At 44.2% G+C, this 18,059-nt stretch carries 14 protein-coding genes; 4 read left to right on the forward strand and 10 right to left on the reverse strand.

What is annotated here, in order from left to right:
- Window positions 1-42: 42 nt before the first annotated feature.
- Window positions 43-582 carry an Sbal_3080 family lipoprotein gene (locus SWOO_RS07140; protein WP_012324038.1) on the reverse strand — a complete coding sequence of 180 codons (540 nt, stop codon included), beginning with the start codon at window positions 580-582 and terminating at the stop codon, window positions 43-45.
- A 1,098-nt stretch (window positions 583-1,680) separates the two neighbouring features.
- Here SWOO_RS07140 and SWOO_RS07145 point away from each other — a divergent pair.
- Window positions 1,681-2,499 carry a hypothetical protein gene (locus SWOO_RS07145; protein WP_041417528.1) on the forward strand — a complete coding sequence of 273 codons (819 nt, stop codon included), beginning with the start codon at window positions 1,681-1,683 and terminating at the stop codon, window positions 2,497-2,499.
- A 365-nt stretch (window positions 2,500-2,864) separates the two neighbouring features.
- Here the strand turns inward: SWOO_RS07145 and SWOO_RS07150 are convergent, their stop codons facing one another.
- From SWOO_RS07150 to SWOO_RS07190, 9 genes are all read right to left on the reverse strand, one after another.
- Window positions 2,865-3,839 (reverse strand): alpha/beta hydrolase, encoded by a 975-nt coding sequence (locus SWOO_RS07150; RefSeq protein ID WP_012324040.1) that lies wholly within the window; start codon window positions 3,837-3,839, stop codon window positions 2,865-2,867.
- Window positions 3,840-4,700, reverse strand: coding sequence for a tryptophan 2,3-dioxygenase (gene kynA / locus SWOO_RS07155; RefSeq protein WP_012324041.1), 861 nt, complete (start codon window positions 4,698-4,700; stop codon window positions 3,840-3,842).
- A gap of 2 nt (window positions 4,701-4,702) precedes the next feature.
- Complete coding sequence (locus SWOO_RS07160; RefSeq protein WP_012324042.1) at window positions 4,703-6,073, reverse strand: FAD-dependent oxidoreductase; 1,371 nt, start codon at window positions 6,071-6,073, stop codon at window positions 4,703-4,705.
- Complete coding sequence (kynU, locus tag SWOO_RS07165; RefSeq protein WP_012324043.1) at window positions 6,066-7,358, reverse strand: kynureninase; 1,293 nt, start codon at window positions 7,356-7,358, stop codon at window positions 6,066-6,068. Before kynU ends, SWOO_RS07160 begins: the two co-directional genes overlap by 8 nt.
- Window positions 7,359-7,367: 9 nt before the next feature.
- Window positions 7,368-8,153, reverse strand: coding sequence for a 2-keto-4-pentenoate hydratase (locus SWOO_RS07170; RefSeq protein ID WP_012324044.1), 786 nt, complete (start codon window positions 8,151-8,153; stop codon window positions 7,368-7,370).
- Between the two features lie 61 nt (window positions 8,154-8,214).
- Window positions 8,215-9,234 (reverse strand): amidohydrolase family protein, encoded by a 1,020-nt coding sequence (locus tag SWOO_RS07175; protein WP_012324045.1) that lies wholly within the window; start codon window positions 9,232-9,234, stop codon window positions 8,215-8,217.
- Window positions 9,231-9,800 (reverse strand): 3-hydroxyanthranilate 3,4-dioxygenase, encoded by a 570-nt coding sequence (locus tag SWOO_RS07180; protein ID WP_012324046.1) that lies wholly within the window; start codon window positions 9,798-9,800, stop codon window positions 9,231-9,233. The genes SWOO_RS07175 and SWOO_RS07180 overlap by 4 nt, the downstream gene beginning before the upstream one ends.
- Before the next feature lie 102 nt (window positions 9,801-9,902).
- On the reverse strand, window positions 9,903-10,331 hold the full coding sequence (locus SWOO_RS07185; protein ID WP_012324047.1) for a RidA family protein: 429 nt from the start codon (window positions 10,329-10,331) through the stop codon (window positions 9,903-9,905).
- Between the two features lie 64 nt (window positions 10,332-10,395).
- Entirely contained in the window at window positions 10,396-11,862 is a 1,467-nt protein-coding gene (locus SWOO_RS07190) for a 2-hydroxymuconic semialdehyde dehydrogenase (protein WP_012324048.1), read from the reverse strand.
- A gap of 595 nt (window positions 11,863-12,457) precedes the next feature.
- On the opposite strand from SWOO_RS07190, the gene SWOO_RS07195 reads away from it, so the two are divergent.
- The 3 genes from SWOO_RS07195 (at window position 12,458) to SWOO_RS07205 (ending at window position 17,986) form a co-directional block, all read left to right on the forward strand.
- Window positions 12,458-13,807: a sodium-dependent transporter gene (locus SWOO_RS07195; RefSeq protein WP_012324049.1), complete on the forward strand. Its 1,350-nt coding sequence runs from the start codon at window positions 12,458-12,460 to the stop codon at window positions 13,805-13,807.
- A gap of 221 nt (window positions 13,808-14,028) precedes the next feature.
- Window positions 14,029-16,572, forward strand: coding sequence for a TonB-dependent receptor plug domain-containing protein (locus SWOO_RS07200; protein WP_012324050.1), 2,544 nt, complete (start codon window positions 14,029-14,031; stop codon window positions 16,570-16,572).
- A gap of 205 nt (window positions 16,573-16,777) precedes the next feature.
- On the forward strand, window positions 16,778-17,986 hold the full coding sequence (locus SWOO_RS07205) for a class I SAM-dependent methyltransferase (RefSeq protein WP_012324051.1): 1,209 nt from the start codon (window positions 16,778-16,780) through the stop codon (window positions 17,984-17,986).
- Window positions 17,987-18,059: the final 73 nt, after the last annotated feature.

Raw genomic sequence — 18,059 nt, forward strand, 5'->3', positions numbered from 1 at the left:
AGAAAGAGTGAAAAGTCACACTCACTTCTATAATGATCTTAATTAACGTGAAGTTTTGTTCGTTGTTTTGTCGCAGTCATAAGCACAAGTTATTGCTGCTTTAGGCTTTTTATCTTTGCCGTGCTCTAATTGACGCTCAGCATCTTGCACCGATATTTTTTGGAAGAATACTTCCATAATGATGTTAAGTCTCTCTTCGGCATCGCCAAATTTATCAAAGCCACCGTACCTCACTGAATCAAAATCAAGGTGAGCGACCTTGGTTCCTTTGCTATCAGTAACGTCTAAGTTGACGTAACGCATATAAGTGGCCATATCCCACCACCAGTTAGCGTTGAACTCAAACATCACTTGATCGTCATCTAATTGAGCTGTGGGGCTAGCTGTTTCCTTAGAGACTTTATAACCATTATCAAGCATCCAACCAGTAACAATATTTCTAACTTGTTCAGTCTGTTTTGAATCGTTTGTCATCACGATCTCTTTATCAAAGTTTGAATCCATCTGCTTCAACTCTGTTAAACCATTGCTTGAGCAACCTGTAGCAGCAAGCAAAAACAAACCTAGTAATACCTTTTTCATTTTATTCCTTTTGTATGAATCAAGGGCTGTATACGACTAAGTACACAGTCATCTATCGAAAGTTGCGAATGATGATAACAGCTGGCTGGCAGTACACAATCAATTTGATGAGTTTACTCGAAAAACATTGATTTTTATCAAATAATTATAAGTAGTTAGTTCTTGAAATGAAGAGTGGTGGCATTCTCTGTTTTTGGTTCATTTGACTCTTTGGTATTGGATGAGTGTTGATGGTCTGAACTTCGTTGTGAGCTATCCACCACGGAGACGTAGATTCTTCGAATGAAGAATGACTACATTTCTCTGTTTTAGCTTTTGGCTGATCTGGTATTGGAAGGGTTATTGATTTTCAATTTTACATTGTGAACTATCGCCTACAACGGACTGTATACAGATATTTTTTTATGACTATTAGACTGCTTCTAACAGCTAACGTCGTGGAATTCCATTCCCTTCTAGCAATAAAGAGTAGGGCAAGGAGGACTGCTCGTCCTTATCCTCCTTGCATCCTCCATAACGCCCCGATGAAGTTACATGCATTGAATAGGGGCTTCATACTTCAATAAAAATCGCCTAACGGCTCAAATGTTACGTCCATGTAACTCTGAGCCTAAATCATCATCCATGATGGTTCTACGGTATTTTTAATTACGTATCTCAGCAACTTCCAACGGGTAGTTGTTGTAGCCTGCAACTGTATTTGGTTTAACTTAGGTTATGAATATGAGAGTTATCTTGCTGAAACTGATACATCTTGATGCAAACTACTCTTTTTGAATGATATTTATTGCTGGATATTGAATACCATACTGTAAGTAAGGTATTGTACCCTCAATCAAGGAAATGCTGGCAAGTATCTATTATATAAGTGAAAACTGAATAATAGAATGCAGCCAATCAGGGATGAATTAGTAAACCGTTGTGTTGACGCTTAAGGCATCAAAACACCAACTCTCTCCCCTAGATTCTCTCCAAGAGCATTTCCTAAAAGCATGTATTTATTTGAATCAGAAATGGGTGACTGAGTAAATTTATCGCAAAATTTTCTCAGCCAGTTTTTATTTAATGATTAATCGAGCGTTAAATAGTTTGGAAAATATGTCGACTGTAATAGAAATAGATTTCTCTAAACGGTTAGAGATAAAAATAGATAATAAGCAACCTGTTGGTTTAGAAGATTTGTCTCTGTCTCTTTTGTCATTCAATAAACAATTCCATAAATTTGTCGAGTCAGAAACTGATGCTTTGACGGATATAGGTTCCGAGTTGTTGATCAAAGAAGTACGAAAAGGCTCTATTATCGTTGAACTAGTGTCTCAATCTGCTCCTATAGTGCCGTTACTTTGGGATGGTGGTTCATTAGCTCAATGGGCATCAGTTGTTCAAAATACATGTAATTGGCTTTTGGGAAAAAGTGATAATTCGCCTAAAAACTTAACAAAACAAGATTTGCAAGAATGGAATAAAATCGTTGAACCAATTGCCAAAGACAACGGTTCACAAATGAACATTAATGTTTCTGATGGCGGTAAGGTTATCAATCAATTTATCCTCAGCTCTAATGAAGCGGCAGCGATACAAAATCGGATAGGACGGCTAGTTGAAGATATTGATACACCAGTAGAAAATAGGCATTTAAAAAAGGTTATGTACTGGTATCAAACAAAGTTTGATCGAAATTCTGATACTGGTAATAAAGCAATTATCGATGATATTTCAAAGTCTGCACTTAAAGTTATTTTCGAAAACAATGCCCTAAAAGAAGAAATGCTGCACCCAGATCCATCTTTGGGTAAACCTTGGCAAGAATTAGCTTTTATCGTTGATGTTGAGGTTCAGACCGTCAGAGGTAAACCAAAAATGTACAATGTATTGAATTATTATCCTGAATATACTTTCGATCCTGATGAACCATAATTATTCAATAAATGTGAATAAGGTAAGTATATGGGACTTCATTCAATGTATAGTTGAAATCTACAAAATTGTTCCTTATTGAAAGTCTTCGCTTATCAGGGGGGAGCAATTAACAAGTATTTGTGTTAATTAGCCTAAATCGAAGAGATTAACACTCAGGTGTAGGTGCGGCTGAGGGCGTTGGTGGCAAGGATGCCACCGTCGAGCTTACAGGGAGTGTACTTGTAGCGTCCCTCAGCAGTAGCTGCACAAAGGCCTGCTGCAAGCAATAAACACCAATCAAGGTGAGTCCTTCAAAAAACCATCAAACACCAATTCAGCTCAAATATAAAAATAAAATGAAAACCACCTTCATTTAAAGGTGGCTAACCCATCTGTTTGAGCACTTCCTCAAACAACCATCTCCCCTCAATACCTAAATCCAAAATAACATCGAAATGGTTTCGACCTGCAATTTCGCTAAAGGTAATATCAAACCCTTGATCCTCAAGTTGAGCCAACATGGCCAAACTTTGGCGCTTAAACTCACTGGTTTCATTATCACCAAAGGCGATAATCACTGGGCAGTGATGCTGAGTGGCATGGCGCAAAGGACTGTTAGCTTCGACCTCCTGCTCAGTTAGCTGCAGCGGATCATTAATCGTTGTGTGCAGCAGAGGCGCAATATCATAGATGCCACTGACGGCGCAGATGCCTTTGATAAAGGGCTTTTCAGGAGCAAATGTAACAGGGCTATTAGCTAAGTCATTATTACTTAGATGGTTACTGGTCAAATAGCCTTGCCAATTGGTTTGTAACATCATCAAACACAGATGAGCGCCGGCTGAGCTGCCCGATAGGTATACCTCATCGGCATCGAAACCGAGTTCATCGGCATGAGATACGAGCCACGCAAGGGCGCGGCGGTTCTGCTCTACGATTTCGGTTAAACTCGCCTTAGGTGCCAAGCTGTAATTGATAACGGCGAAGTAGTGGCCCGCTTGCTGAAATGCGCGAGCGGCAAATGCAGACTCCTCCTTGGTGAGCTCCTGCCAGTAGCCGCCATGAATGTATACATGTAGCTTTTTGCCTCTTGCACTGTGATGAGTCGGAAGAAATAGATCGAGTACTTCATCCTTACCTGTGTTATCGCTGTCAGCGTATTTAAGGTCTCTTAAGACTGAGTTTTCACTAACTGCTTGCTCGATAACGGTTTGGCTTTGATCTATATACTGCTGAATATAGATCATGATGTCATCGACACAGCTACTGGGAGAATACTCTATTTCAAGAGCCTCTTTTTCGAGAGGTGCCTTGTCAAAAGGAGCTATCTCAAGCTTATCCCTATCTGTAGCAGACATTTACAGATGTGTCCTTAGCTCGAACAGTTCAGGGAAAAAGCTGATATCCAAGGCTTTTTTAAGAAAGCTTACACCCGATGAGCCGCCTGTGCCCATCTTATTGCCTATGATGCGCTGAACGGCATACATATGCTTAAAGCGCCACTGCTGAAAGGCGTCCTCAATATCAATTAACTTCTCTGCCAGCTCATAAAGCTCAAAATGTTCATCGGCGTTGCGATAGACACTAAGCCAAGCATTGAGTACTGATTCATTGGCTTGATAAGGCTGAGTGAAATCACGATTAAGGGCGCTGTCATCAATTGGCAATCCCTGCTTATGTAGCACGCGAATGACTTCATCATAGAGGCTAGGGCGCTCGAGGATCCCCTGCAGTTCACTGTGTACCTGTTCATTACTCTCATGAACTTGAATAAGATCGGCATTTTTATTGCCCAGTAGGAACTCAATCTTACGATAACCGTAGGATTGAAAGCCGGAGGAGCGGCCCAATGCATCCCTAAATTTTAGGTAGTCAACAGGGGTTAAGGTCGACAGTATGTTCCAGGATTGAGTCAGCTGGTTTAAGATCTGTTTGACTCGGGAGATCACCTTAAAGGCGTGGCTAAAATCCCCCTGTTGAACATTATGGATCATAGTGTCTAGCTCGTTGCCAGCCAATTTTAGCCACAACTCACTGGTTTGATGAATGATAATAAACAGCATCTCATCGTGAACCTCTGATTGTGGATGCTGGGCAGATAGTACCTGCTCAAGACAGAGGTAATCACCGTAGGACATATCGTTGTTAAAGTCGGTATGGATGGAGTCTTCCATCTCTCGGGTATTGCCTTGTTTAGGATTATTATGTGGGCATACCATGGTTATCTCTCCAGTTTCTCTAATACAAGTTTATGCAGTAATTGGTAAACATGGGGGGATTGCCACTCTTGATGAATATTATCCAGTTGCATGATTTCGTCCATGATCTCGTTTTGTATGTCACCTGTGGTCAGTGCAGATGAGTAAGATAGATGCGGAGAGAAGGTGACCATCGAATACAGAGGAACCCAGAGCTGTGGGTACATTCTATTGAATTCACTTTCAATTTTCTTGCGCAATAGGAAGTTACTATCGCCTGATAAATCACTCATTTCAACAAAGTTTCGTTTTGCAAGCTCGATAATGGCATCGCCATTGGGTTTTCTCTCCGCTTGATAGGCGGTTAAGATCTGTTCCCAATTGTGTTCATGGGTTTGAATTAACTCATTAAGAATACGGCAATCTTCAAAGCCGCAGTTCATCCCCTGTCCATAGAAGGGCACCATGGCATGGGCTGCATCACCGATAAGTCCCACCTTGTTATTGACCACCCAAGGGTAGATATGAACTAGGCATAGAGGAGAGGCTGATTTCTGCATAAACTCATCGACTGGATTGTCGAGAAGCGGCAGAGCATCAGCAAAGTTATCTTCAAAAAATTGAGTAACTTTCTCTTTGCTATCAAGTGATTGAAAAGAGAGTTCCCCTTCGTGATTTAAAAATAGGGTGCAAGTGAAAGAGCCATCATTGTTAGGCAGAGCGATAAGCATAAAGGCTTTTCTTGGCCAGATATGCAGGGCGTTCTTTTCCAGTTTGTGGCTGCCATCTTGGTTAGGGGCTATGGTCAACTCAATATAGCTCTGTGGCATATATTCAAGGCTGTAACTTATCCTCTGTCTCGGCAGCTCTTGGGCTAAGCGCCTGACCTTAGAGAAAGCTCCGTCCGCGCCAAAAAGTAGGTCTGTTTTATGTTGCTTTCTGTCTTCCTCTTTGTTGGAAAACTCACTGTTTAGAGTATCGAAATCGAGTTGAGTTAGATGATGCTCAAAATGGACATCAATTAAGGGCTCCTCTTCGGCCAGAGAGATAAGCTGTTCATTGATCCCTGCGCGAGAGACTGACCAAATAGCTTGACCCTCCTTGCCGTAGGGCTGCTTGGTCAGGTTTCCCTCTAGGTCGTGCATCACACGGCAATACATGGGGATGGCGTGCTCGCGAATCTTATCGTCGAGTCCCACCGCTTGCAGTGCTAGCCAGCCGCGATCGGAGAGGGCTAAGTTAATCGACTTACCTTGATAGATACTGGCTTTACGTGAATCGACTCTGGACTCAAATAGATCGACCTTGTACCCCTGTTTGGCTAACATGACCGAGAGTAGAGCGCCTACAGGCCCCGCCCCGGCAACTGTGATATTTTTCACCTGCTTATCCATGTTGCCTCCAGTTTTGCGCTAAGACTTTTAAGGTTTGCCCTAACAGATAGACATCTTCGAAGCTGTTATAAAGTGGCGTTGGTGCCAGTCTGATCACATCTGGCTCACGAAAGTCGGCAATGACTCCAGCTTTGGTGAGTGCCTCAAAGAACTCTTTATTGGTGCCCACTAGCTTGATTGAGAGCTGACAGCCACGTTGAGTAGGGTCGGTGGGAGTGATGATTTCAAGCTTAATATCGGTAAACTGATTAACGATATCGTTGAAGACAAACTCAAGGTAAGCGGTCAGTTTAAGGCTTTTGGCTCTGAGGTTTTCAATCCCCGCCTCGTGGAAGATATCCAGTGAGGATTTCAGTATCGCCATGCCCATCACTGGCGCGTTACTTATCTGCCAGCCCTCTGCGCCTGTCATCGGCTCAAAGCTATTTTCCATCAAGAAACGTCGCTCTTTATTGTGCCCCCACCAGCCGCCGAAACGGTTTATCTTAGTGTTGTTGCCGTGGCGGTCGTTGACAAATATGCCGCCTACGTTGCCTGCGCTGGAGTTGAGGTATTTATAGGTACACCAAGCGGCAAAATCCACATCCCAGTCGTGAAGATGCATCGGGACGTTACCCACTGCGTGAGCCAGATCAAAGCCCGCTAATGCACCAACACCATGGGCGGCTTTAGTGAGTCGTTGCATATCAAAAAGTTGCCCTGTGAAGTAGTTAACGCCACCGAAAAACAGCAGTGCCAACTCATCGGCATTGTCATTTACCGCGGCAATAATATCCTCTTCACGGATCAGGTATTCACCCTCTCGTGGGGAGATCTCAATAATCGCATCATCAGGGTCGAGTCCATGGTGACGCACTTGAGTTTCCAGCAGGTAGCGGTCTGACGGGAACATCTTGGCTTCACTGATTATCTTAAAGCGTTTGGCTGTAGGCTTATAAAAAGAGACAAACAGCAGGTGCAGGTTAGTTGTGAGCGAGTTCATGCAGACCACTTCCGACTCGTTGGCACCGACTAGTTCTGCTGAGGCTGGGGTTAAGATCTCATGGTAACTGACCCAAGGATTGACAGCGTGAAAGTGTCCCTCAACACCCCACTTAGCCCAATCTTCTAGCTCTTGATTGATATGCTCCTTGGCTGTTTTAGGTTGTAACCCTAATGAGTTACCTGTGAAATAAAGCACCTCTTTGCCATCAATAACAGGGTGATGAAATTGATCGCTATAGTGCGCTAGTGGATCATTCCTGTCTTGCTGCTGAGCAAATGCGAGTGTATTTTCAAATATCATGGTGATCCCTTATTTGCTAGCTTGGCTGCTGCTGTTGTTAGAAGTACTGAACTGGCAGGGCGATAGGCCCTCTATCTCAGTGGAGATGGTTTGTCCTGGCTTTAAGGCAACGGCAGCGGTTGCTGCCCCTGCTAAGATTATCTGCCCCGCTTGTAGCGATTCGCCATATTGGGCGACACAGCGAGCGGCTTCGATAAGCGAGTTAAGCGGATGGTCTAAAATATCTTTGCTACTGCCGCGCTCGACCTCAGCATCATTGACTTTGAGTATCATAGACAGACCGTCAATATTGGTGTCAGGGCTGTGCCAAGGTCCGACGACAAAGCCTGTGCTCGAACAGTTATCGGCTATGACATCACTTAAGGAGAATTTAAAGTTTTGATAGCGGGAATCGATAACCTCAATTGCCCCCGCAACTGCATCAATAGCGTCATATGCCTCCTCTTTGGTCACTATGCCTGCAAGTGGCTTTTTCAGGCGAAACGCGATCTCAGGTTCAGCTCTGGGGTGAACATATTTGCTTAAGTCTATGCTGCCGCCATCTTGGATCATCATGGCGTCGGTGAGTCGTCCCCAGATTAGGTCGTCGACGCCCATCTGAATCATCTTGGCTTTGCTAGTAAATCCCATCTTGTAACCGACCAACTTCTCACCTCTAATTAGCCGTTGCTCGATACTGATCTTTTGTACCTTATAGGCATCATCGAGGGATAACTGAGTGGTTGAGGAGAGCTGGGCTATGCTGGCTGCATCTGCGGCTGCCTGGTCGAGTTTTTTGGCTAAATCTATAAGCATAGGGTTTATCTCTTGTTATTTTTCTGATTTTTAACCGCTAATTTTCGGCGGCGAAATGCTGTTAAAGGTTAAAAAATTGTTCGGCGTTACCAGATAACAGCTTCTGCTTGGTTTGCTGATCTAGTTCGCTAGCACTTTTGATTAATTGCCCCATCTGCTGTTCGCCTAAGGGGAAAGGGTAATCGGTGCCAAACATCAGCCTATCTGGCCCCATCTTTTTCACCAGCAGTGCTAAGGCATCGTGATCAAACACGGCAGTGTCGAGGTAGAAGCGATTGAGATAGTGGCTGGGCGGATGTTGTGAGTGTCCTCGGGCAATATCCTTGTGGATCCAAGCGTTCTCAAGGCGGCCAAGTAGAAAAGCAAATGAGCCACCACCATGGGCGAAACAGATTTTGAGTTTTTCACTGACATGATCGAAGCCGCCACCTAATATCATTGACACGATAGACAGCTGGGTTTCCGCCGGCATGCCTACGGTCCAACCCATCATGTAATCTTTGGTGCGATCAGCAGCCATCATGTCCCAGGGGTGTACAAATACTGGAATATCTTCACTTGCACAGTGCTGCAGGAAGGTGAGTATCCCTTTATCGTCCATGTTTTTCTCGCCTACATGGTTACCAATTTGCACACCTACATGGCCACAGGCTTTAGCACGGCTGACCTCAATGCAGGAGGCATCGATATCTTGTAGGGGAACCTGAGCGAGGGCGAACAGACGTTTGTTGTTCTTAGCGCAGATCTCAAGGGCGGCATCGTTAAAGAGCTGGGCACAATAACTGGCCTGGGCTACTGGGCGATCATAGGCAAAGAGAATAGGGGTTGCGGAGATGATCTGTTTATCGACCCCGTCACGGTCCATCTCATCTAGACGAATTTGTGGATCCCAACAGGCGGAGTAAACAGGCCTGAACTCTTGACTGCCTCGCATTAACATGGCGCTGCTTGTGTGACTATTAAGGTTTTCACCGGCAGCGGTTTTATGGGCCATCCAGGGCCAGTTATCGCCGCCAAACTTGTTCTGCAAGTTTTCCCATTCACGTGGAATAAAGTGTGAGTGAATATCGGTAACCTTCATGACTTATCCTGCTCTTTATTTTCTAGTAGGGTCACCCAGCCTTGTGGGGGCTCTTTTCCTGGGTGCAGCTCACCGCACTGGGGGCAGGTTCGGGCTTGCTCATCTTGATAGAAAGCTTGATAGATGGGGGGGAGATCTCGAACAATCGATTTAAGTAACACCTCAACTCTGTGAACTAAGCCATCACATTTAAAGCAGTACCACTCGAAAGCATCTTTAGCTCCCTCTGGCCGCTTAGGTTCTATCACTAAACCAATACTGCCAGGCATAGGGCGCTGGGGGGAGTGACGTACATGGGGAGGAAGGAAAAAGATATCACCCTCACGGATAAACAGATCGTGGCACTTGCCCTCTTCGATGATCTTGAGCACCATGTCGCCTTTGAGTTGATAAAAGAACTCCTCGACAGGATCGTCATGAAAATCGGTACGCTGATTTGGACCACCGACCACAGTGACCATCATGTCGGTATTTTCCCAGATCTGTACGTTACCCACAGGTGGCTTGAGTAGGTGCTGGTGCTCATCTATCCACTGCTGAAAGTTAAACGCGGCTAATTTACTCATCTGTTTACCTTCTATTAAAATTTATTATTCTTGTCGCAACTCGCAACTCGCAACTCGCAACTCGCAACTCGCAACTCGCAACTCGCAACTCGCAACTAGGACCTAGAGCGGCTTGTAGGCCACGGCTTTACACTCAATCAAAAGGTGCGGATGTGGCAGTTGATGTACTGCAACTGTGGTGCGAGTTGGCCCGCTGTAGTCAAAGTATTCTGAATAGACACGGTTGTAGCCGGCAAAGTCATTCATGTTGACGAGGAAGGTGCTGATTTCGACTAGATCGGTTAAATCGGCATCGACGGATCGCAATAGGTCTCGAATATTGTCAATCACTGCGCGAGTTTGAACTTCAATATCTAGATTGGTTGCACCCATCTCATCGACCTCAACACCAGCAAAGCTGTTATCTGGCAATCTTGAGCTTGTGCCAGAAACATAGATAAAATCGCCAGCACGTTTAAGGTGGGGGAAGCTACCTCTTGGTTTAGCTTTTCCCGCGACGAGTGTTGCTCTTGTTTTATCGTTTGGCTTCATTGGTATCTTTTCTCGTTTTCATGGCCAAGTTGAAGTGGTACCCAACGTTGGCTTTAGTATTAAATTAACTATCAATGTGGATACAGATATTGACCGGTTCGCTATAGAAGGCGAGGGAGTGCTTTCCTCCTTCACGACCAATTCCTGATAATTTTACGCCGCCGAAAGGAGCACGAAGATCCCGTAGGAACCAAGTATTCACCCACACTAGTCCGACATCTAACTGGGGGGAGACGCGGTGGGCGCGGGAGAGGTTTTCACTCCATACCGAAGCGGCGAGGCCATAGTCAGTGTTATTGACTCTTTCTATCACCTCATCTTCATCATCAAAGGGTGATACATGGCAGATGGGACCGAAGATCTCCTCCTGATTCACTCGTGCATCATCACTGAGTCCGGTGATGATAGTTGGCTCGATAAAGCAGCCCATATCACGCTCGTCATTAAACTTAGGAACACCGCCACCAGTGACAAATGTGGCGCCTTCATCTTTGGCGAGTTGATAGTAGGAGAGAACCTTTTGCTGGTGGACTTTAGAGACCAGTGGGCCGATAAATACATCTTTATCTTTTGGGTAGCCGATCTTTATCTGCTCCGCTTCATGCTTAAGACCTTGGATAAAAGCGTCAAAAAGGGAGTGATGAACATAGACTTTCTCAGTGCAGAGACAAACCTGTCCGCAGTTGGTAAAGCTAGAGCGAGTTACGCCCTTTATCGCTTTATTAAGATCTGCATCAGCAAAAACGATGGCTGAGTTTTTACCGCCGAGTTCAAATGAGATAGGTTTTACGCGGTCAGCAACTGACCTCATAATCTGTCTACCTGTGGAGGATGCGCCGGTGAAGGTGATGGCATCGATTCCGTGGTGGCTGGTCAGTGCATCGCCTACGGCACGACCTCGTCCTAAAATCAGGTTGAATGCGCCTTTGGGGACACCCACTTCATCCATCACTTGTGCGAGGAGAAAAGCGGTGGATGAGGTCTCCTCTGAGGGCTTTAATATCACGCTATTACCACACGCCATGGCAGGGGCAATTTTCCAGGTCGCCAATAGTAGAGGTAGGTTCCAAGGAGAGATAACCCCAACCACGCCTAGAGGTTTATTGACACTGTAGTTGAGTGCTTTATCTCCCGTTGGTGTGTCAGTGATAAAGGTTTCCCCTGAATTAAACTTCGCCAGATCGGCAAAAAACCGGAAGTTAGCTGTGCCACGGGGAATGTCTATGGTCTTGACTTGAAAAAGGGATTTGCCTGTGTCGGCAATTTCGGCTGCAATAAACTCTTCTTCACGCTCAGCCATCCTATCGGCGACCTTGTGTAGCAGTGCGCAGCGCTCATTGACTGTCATCTTGCCCCAAGTTGAACGTTGAGCGGATCGTGCGCTTATTACCGCATCTTCAATCATCTTTGGTGTTGCTTCACTGATATGGGCAATTGTTTGACCATTGACAGGATTAATATTGTCAAAATGAGTGTCGCTATTAATGAAATGACCATCAATGTAGCTGGTTAATATAGGTAACTCAGACATCTGTCTTGCCCTTAATTCGCAGTCGATATGGATTTGAATATATTTTTAAGGTTATCTGCTTTTAAAAAATAACCATAATTTTATAAATCTTCTATTTAGATACAAAAAATGAATGCTTTGTGATTAGGCTATAGGTTTACAGGCTTTATGGGGACAGTGTTTGAGTGTTTTTGAGTCTGATAATTATGACCACCTTTGTTACGCATTTGTTGTTTTGCTGAAGATAAAAAGCTGGGCAGTGCGATTTTTGTCCGTATGATGAATATACCCAAACAACTTCAAGATGCAGGATTCAGCATGTCGAGAAGTTACAGAGTTCAAGGCATGAAATAGTAGGACTAGTTATTCTAATTCAATATTTCATAACACTGAAAAATGTTGCTTCTCGCCATGCCCTTCGGGAGTTACCGTAGAATTGCTGCACTGCGTTAGTGATATCAACAAGGGAATAACCATTATCCTCAATCACTGCCTTGTTCAGCTATCCTACGGGAGCTCTGAAACGATCATCTTGAGGTAGCTTGGGTATATATACAAAATAACAAAACAATAATAAGCCTTTATTTTACATGGCTTTATAATAAGGTTGTTAAGTATGAGTGTACGTGGACAGTTTTCATCTAAGCTTGGTTTTGTACTCGCGGCGGCAGGGTCTGCTGTGGGACTGGGGAACATTTGGGGTTTCCCTACTCAGGTTGCTAGTAATGGTGGTGCCGCTTTTGTTCTAGTCTATTTGATATTAACGTTTTTATTAGCCTACCCCATCTTAATGGCTGAGTTAGTAATAGGGCGTTATTCTCAGTCGAACATGGTTAATGCGCTTCAGGGAATATCTCAAGGTCCTGTGAGTAAATTAAGTGGAAAACTATCTGGTTACTGGGCACTAACAGTTGTTTGTTTAATTTTAAGTTTTTACTCCATCGTTGCGGGGTGGATGTTGGCTTATGCACTAGCGTCTATCACTGACCTATTAGGCTTAGAACAAACATCGCTTTGGCTTACGGCATTTTCAACACCGAGAAACTTAATATTTTGCTTTATCTTCTCTTTATTAACAGTAGGGATTGTTCATAAAGGAGTGAGCGATGGAATAGAGAAGTGGTCGGCTAGATTGATGCCTTTGCTATTAATTTTACTTATTTCTTTGATTATTTTTGTGGCGACTCTTGATGGCGCTGCTTTGGGTTGGGAAGTTTATGTTATTCCTGACTTTGCTAAAATATTGCATTCAGATCTATTAATTAGTGCTCTAGGGCAGGCTTTCTTCTCACTCTCTTTGGGGGTTGGAACCATGCTTATTTATGGATCATATGTCAGTAAAAAAGAGAATATAGTGACCTTAGGGGCTCAAGTCACCTTAGTGGATATTGGCATCGCAATATTAGCTGGCATGTTAATTATTCCTGCCATGTATGTGGCACAACATAATGGCGTGACTATTTTTACTGAAGCTGGTGAATTAATTAATGGTGATAGATTGATATTTACAGTGATCCCAGAGCTATTTACAGCGATGGGAGATCTTGGCAATGTTATCTCTTTTGTTTTTTTCTCATTGATGGCGATTGCAGCCGTCACCTCATCCATCTCTATGCTTGAAGTGCCTGTTGCTTACACGGTTGAGAACAGCTCACAACCCAGAAGTCGGGTCACTTGGCTGATTGGTGCCATCATTGTGTTAATAAGCACTAGTATTGTATTTAATTTTGAGTTGCTGTTTGGAGCGGTTATTTCATTTACCACTCAATATAGCCAACCTCTACTTGGGTTAGTTTTATCTCTATTTGCAGGCTGGGTGTGGCGACGAGACTCGATATTAAGTGAGTTGAAGCTGGGTTGTCCTGAGATTGAGCATTCATTGTTTTGGAAAATATGGCCAAGTTATGTCCGTTTTGTTTGTCCTGTGATTATTTTGGTGATGTTTTACCATTCAGTGTTTAATTAGTTTTATCTTTTTAATTTGTATTTTTTATATTGTTTAAATGGGCTCATTGTTGTATCAGCATTAAATAGCTGCACTATTAAACTCTAGCGCTATTTAATACTGAGAATGGAATTTAAAATCATAACTATTTACCTCACATTTGTCAGTATTAAGCCTTCAACCTAAAACAGAATAGGCTGTGGCAAGTTGTTGCTCAGGTAAAGTGATAGGGAGTTATTATAATGAAAATATTCCGCGCTAATTCATTAACGCTTGCGATAGGTATTGCTCTTGGGAGCACCAGTGTGGCTGTTCAGGCTGCCGATGAGGCATCAGCTGAGCAAGAGGTGGAGACCATTTCAATATTGGGTACTAGGGTCTCGAATCGAACTGCAACAGAGTCTGCGGTTCCCGTTGATATTATCAGTGCCGAAAGCTTAACTCGTGGAGGTTTTACCGAGCTAGGACAGAGTCTGCAAGCCAGTGTTCCTTCGTTTAATTTCAGTCGAACTCAAGTTTCTGATGGCTCAGATCTATTTCGTCCCGCCACACTGCGTGGACTACAACCGGATCAGACTCTGGTATTGATAAATGGTAAGCGTCGCCATAATCAAGCGATCTTTGGCCTTAATGGGACTGTTGGTGCCGGAGCGGCGGGAACGGATATGAATGCCATTCCGCTGATTGCACTTAAAGATGTACAGGTGTTGCGTGACGGTGCAGCGGCGCAATATGGATCGGACGCCATCGCTGGTGTGATTAACTTATCTCTTAGAGACAGCACTGATGTGACCTCAGGTTATATTCAGGGTGGGAGTACGGGTGAGGGCGATGGTGACAACTACTCCCTTGGCTTAAACACAGGTTTTGACCTTGGTGATGATGGCGGCTTTATTAATCTCTCCTTTGAGTACCGTGATGCCGATGGCACTAACCGTGCTCAAAGGGATATGGGAGGCTCTTCAACAGTACCTAACGGGAGTGCACTCTCCGATGAGGTACGTTGGAGCCAAGGTAATGCTGATTCAGAATTTAAATCGATGTTCTACAATGCCATGATGTCGGTGGGGGAGTTTGAGCTTTACTCTTTCGGTGGCTATTCAAATCGAACTGCATTAGGCAATGGTTTTTGGCGTAATTTTGATGAAGCTGCGAAGGTTGTACCTCAAGTTTATCCCGATGGTTTTCTGCCGCGTATTTTTAATGAGGCGCAAGATACCTCAATTGCCGCTGGTTTAAGAGGGGATATTAATGATGATTGGCAGTTTGATCTCTCTGCTGTTTATGGTCAGAACCGTTATGATTTTGATTCGAGGAACAGTATCAATGCTTCCTATGCTGCCGAATATCTTTATAACAATCCTGGTGCAACCGATGCAGAGATAGCCGCTAACTCAGGGCCAACTTCTGGCTATTCAGGTGGTTTCCGCTTCGACCAAACCACTTTAAATGTTGATATTAGTGGGATTGTGGATACAGGTTGGGACTCGCCGATATATGTGGCGTTTGGTAGTGAGTACCGCAGTGAAAACTATGAGATTGTGGCCGGTGAACTGGCCTCTTACTCCTGTGGTAGCTCAAATGCGAACAACTCTTTTCCCTCTGTGATGGATCCTGAAGTATTTGCTGGTTGTGGTTTTCAGGCTTACCCAGGTTTAAGGCCCGATGCGGCGGGTGAGGCTGACAGAAGCAGTTATGCCTTCTACCTAGATCTTGAAACTAATTTGCTTGATGACTGGATGCTAGGCGCTGCGCTTCGTTTCGAAGACTTCTCAGATTCAGGCAATGATCTCGTCGGTAAGCTGTCATCACGTTTCGATGTCACTGATTCATTTGCAATACGTGGCGCAGTCTCTACAGGCTTTAGAGCGCCATCACTGCAGCAAAGTGCTTATACCGCTTATACGACGAACTTGGGACCAGGCGGTGTACTATCTAGCTCCTTTACTGCAACGGCAGGCTCTGATTTTCCTTCTGCACTTGGGGTAGACAGTTTGAAGCTTGAAACCTCAAAAAACCTAAGTTTAGGTTTTGTGCTTAATCCCACCGATGATCTTTCTGTGACCTTAGATGCTTATCGAATTGAGATTGAAGATAGAATTACCTTAGGTAGTCTTCTGTCTGCTGAAGATGTAGATTTTAGTTCTGAAGCGGTTGCAGCCTTAGCTGCGACGGGGGCAGAGCAAGCCAACTACTTCTCTAATTCGGTTAACTCAACCACTCAAGGCGTGGATCTGATTGTGACTCATCAGGCTGAGCTATTTGGCGGCGATTTAAATACTACCTTTGCGGGGAACCTTAATGAGACCAAAATTGACAGTGTGAATGCACCTGAGGGGATCCCTGAGGATGTTGCACTGGATGACCTACAACGTAGCTTCCTAACCGATGGTCAGCCAAAAGAGCGTGCGACTTTAACGTTTGATTACAGTAAAAATGACTGGCAAGCCATGGTTAGGGCTAATTACTTTGGCGAAACCGACGTGACCTACTTTGGTAATGAGCATATTGGCTTACCTGGTTTTCTTTCTCCCACAGGTTCATTTAAACCGACGAGTACTGTAGAAGCCGCGGTATTGGTGGACATTAACTTAGAGTATCATTTTACAGATTCTTTAAGTGTCTCCGCGGGGGTGAATAATATTTTCGATGTGACCCCCGATGAACTTGGCGCCGATGAGCCACTCGATTTTATTACTAATCAGGCATTTCAATACCCTGTAAGGGCGCTGCCATATGGGTTCGATGGGATCACTTACACAGCCAAGGTTAACTTTACCTTTTAGCCTTTCATGGGTGAGTAACGTTAACTTATAGAACTAAAGCCATCGAGTCTCTAGATGGCTTTTTCATTTGGTTAATTGGGGTTTTATTAATTAATACTTATTTGACAGCGAGTTATGAGGTTAATATCTGTATTCTAGTTCATAATGTTATGGTAAAAATAGCTAGTAACATTCAATTTTAATTGATTATAACTGGAGATGGACAGTGGATCAGACGACCAGCAAAGTGAAGAGCATGTATGAGCAGTACCCTTATCCGTCAGGGGACCCGACAATTAGGCCAGGTTTTGATATCAGACTGTTACTTAGTTATGTTGCAAACCAGCGAACCTCTGATAAGCCTCTACAGGTATTGGATGCAGGGTGTGGACGTGGCCCTGGCGTTATAGGCGCCGCTTCACTTCAACCGGATGTGATGTTTACCGCTATTGATATCAACTCGGTTGGCCTTGCAGAGGCCAGTGCTAATGCAAAAGCGCGGGGGCTGACCAATATCAATTTCGTGCAAGCGGATCTGATGACATTAGAGGGGCTGGAAGTGCCAGAAGGGGGATTTGATGTGATCTACTCCTCAGGGGTGTTGCATCACTTGGCAGATCCACAGATTGGTTTGAATAATCTCACGAAAATTCTTGCTCCCCATGGTGTTATATCACTGATGCTTTATGGCAGTTTTGGGCGACAGGCCCTGTATCGATTAATCGAAGGGATAGATATTCTCAGCCCTAAAGATGATCCCATTGAGAGCCGAATCCCCATGGGAAGGTTGCTTGCGAAGGTGGCTGAAGAGACGATTTTTAAAGATAACTACTGGAAAAGTACCTATCGAAACCCCGATGTTGAATTTGTTGATACCTGCTTGAATGTTAATGAAGTCAGTTATGACATAACCTCATTATGGCAACTCATTGAACAAGCTAATATGAAGTTTGTGCGTTGGGTCGAGCCTGATGTCTGGTCAGTAGAGAAGCGCTTTGATGATCCTGAGCTACTGGAAAGACTACAAGCTTTGAGCGATGTTGAGCAGTATCAGATAATTGAGCGTCTGTTTGAGGTGCCTAAACTGGATTTTATCATCTGTGGTGCTGATAATTTTGCCAAGCCTAAGCTAACAGAAGCCGAGGTAGATTCCAGTATCTTTGCGGTGAACCCAGAAACCTCTTTCTCTATCGAAAAGCGCAATCAAAATCAGTCTCAAAGGATTGAAAGTGTCAGCTACAAGGTAAGGCATCGAGAGAGCCAAAATGTGAGCGACCCTATCCTTGCTCAGTTAGTCTTGTTACTTGCGGAGCAGACGACCTGTTTTAGTGGTGCAGATTTGGTGAATGTGCTTGCTCAAAGCAGTGTAGATAGAGAGATTGCTATCGAAGTGATTTTCGATCTGCTTGATGAAGAAGTGATCTTTATTCCATAAGCATCACTGTTGGAATAGACCTGTATCAGGCCCATTTTATTCAACCAGAGTATGAATAAAATGGGCCACTGTC

Source organism: Shewanella woodyi ATCC 51908 (assembly GCF_000019525.1).
GTDB lineage: Bacteria > Pseudomonadota > Gammaproteobacteria > Enterobacterales > Shewanellaceae > Shewanella > Shewanella woodyi.

Coding starts and splice junctions, on each gene's coding strand:
- SWOO_RS07140 (WP_012324038.1), bottom strand. CDS start 582: ATGAAAAAGGTATTACTAGGTTTGTTTTTGCTTGCTGCTACAGGTTGC.
- SWOO_RS07145 (WP_041417528.1), top strand. CDS start 1,681: ATGTCGACTGTAATAGAAATAGATTTCTCTAAACGGTTAGAGATAAAA.
- SWOO_RS07150 (WP_012324040.1), bottom strand. CDS start 3,839: ATGTCTGCTACAGATAGGGATAAGCTTGAGATAGCTCCTTTTGACAAG.
- kynA (WP_012324041.1), bottom strand. CDS start 4,700: ATGGTATGCCCACATAATAATCCTAAACAAGGCAATACCCGAGAGATG.
- SWOO_RS07160 (WP_012324042.1), bottom strand. CDS start 6,073: ATGGATAAGCAGGTGAAAAATATCACAGTTGCCGGGGCGGGGCCTGTA.
- kynU (WP_012324043.1), bottom strand. CDS start 7,358: ATGATATTTGAAAATACACTCGCATTTGCTCAGCAGCAAGACAGGAAT.
- SWOO_RS07170 (WP_012324044.1), bottom strand. CDS start 8,153: ATGCTTATAGATTTAGCCAAAAAACTCGACCAGGCAGCCGCAGATGCA.
- SWOO_RS07175 (WP_012324045.1), bottom strand. CDS start 9,234: ATGAAGGTTACCGATATTCACTCACACTTTATTCCACGTGAATGGGAA.
- SWOO_RS07180 (WP_012324046.1), bottom strand. CDS start 9,800: ATGAGTAAATTAGCCGCGTTTAACTTTCAGCAGTGGATAGATGAGCAC.
- SWOO_RS07185 (WP_012324047.1), bottom strand. CDS start 10,331: ATGAAGCCAAACGATAAAACAAGAGCAACACTCGTCGCGGGAAAAGCT.
- SWOO_RS07190 (WP_012324048.1), bottom strand. CDS start 11,862: ATGTCTGAGTTACCTATATTAACCAGCTACATTGATGGTCATTTCATT.
- SWOO_RS07195 (WP_012324049.1), top strand. CDS start 12,458: ATGAGTGTACGTGGACAGTTTTCATCTAAGCTTGGTTTTGTACTCGCG.
- SWOO_RS07200 (WP_012324050.1), top strand. CDS start 14,029: ATGAAAATATTCCGCGCTAATTCATTAACGCTTGCGATAGGTATTGCT.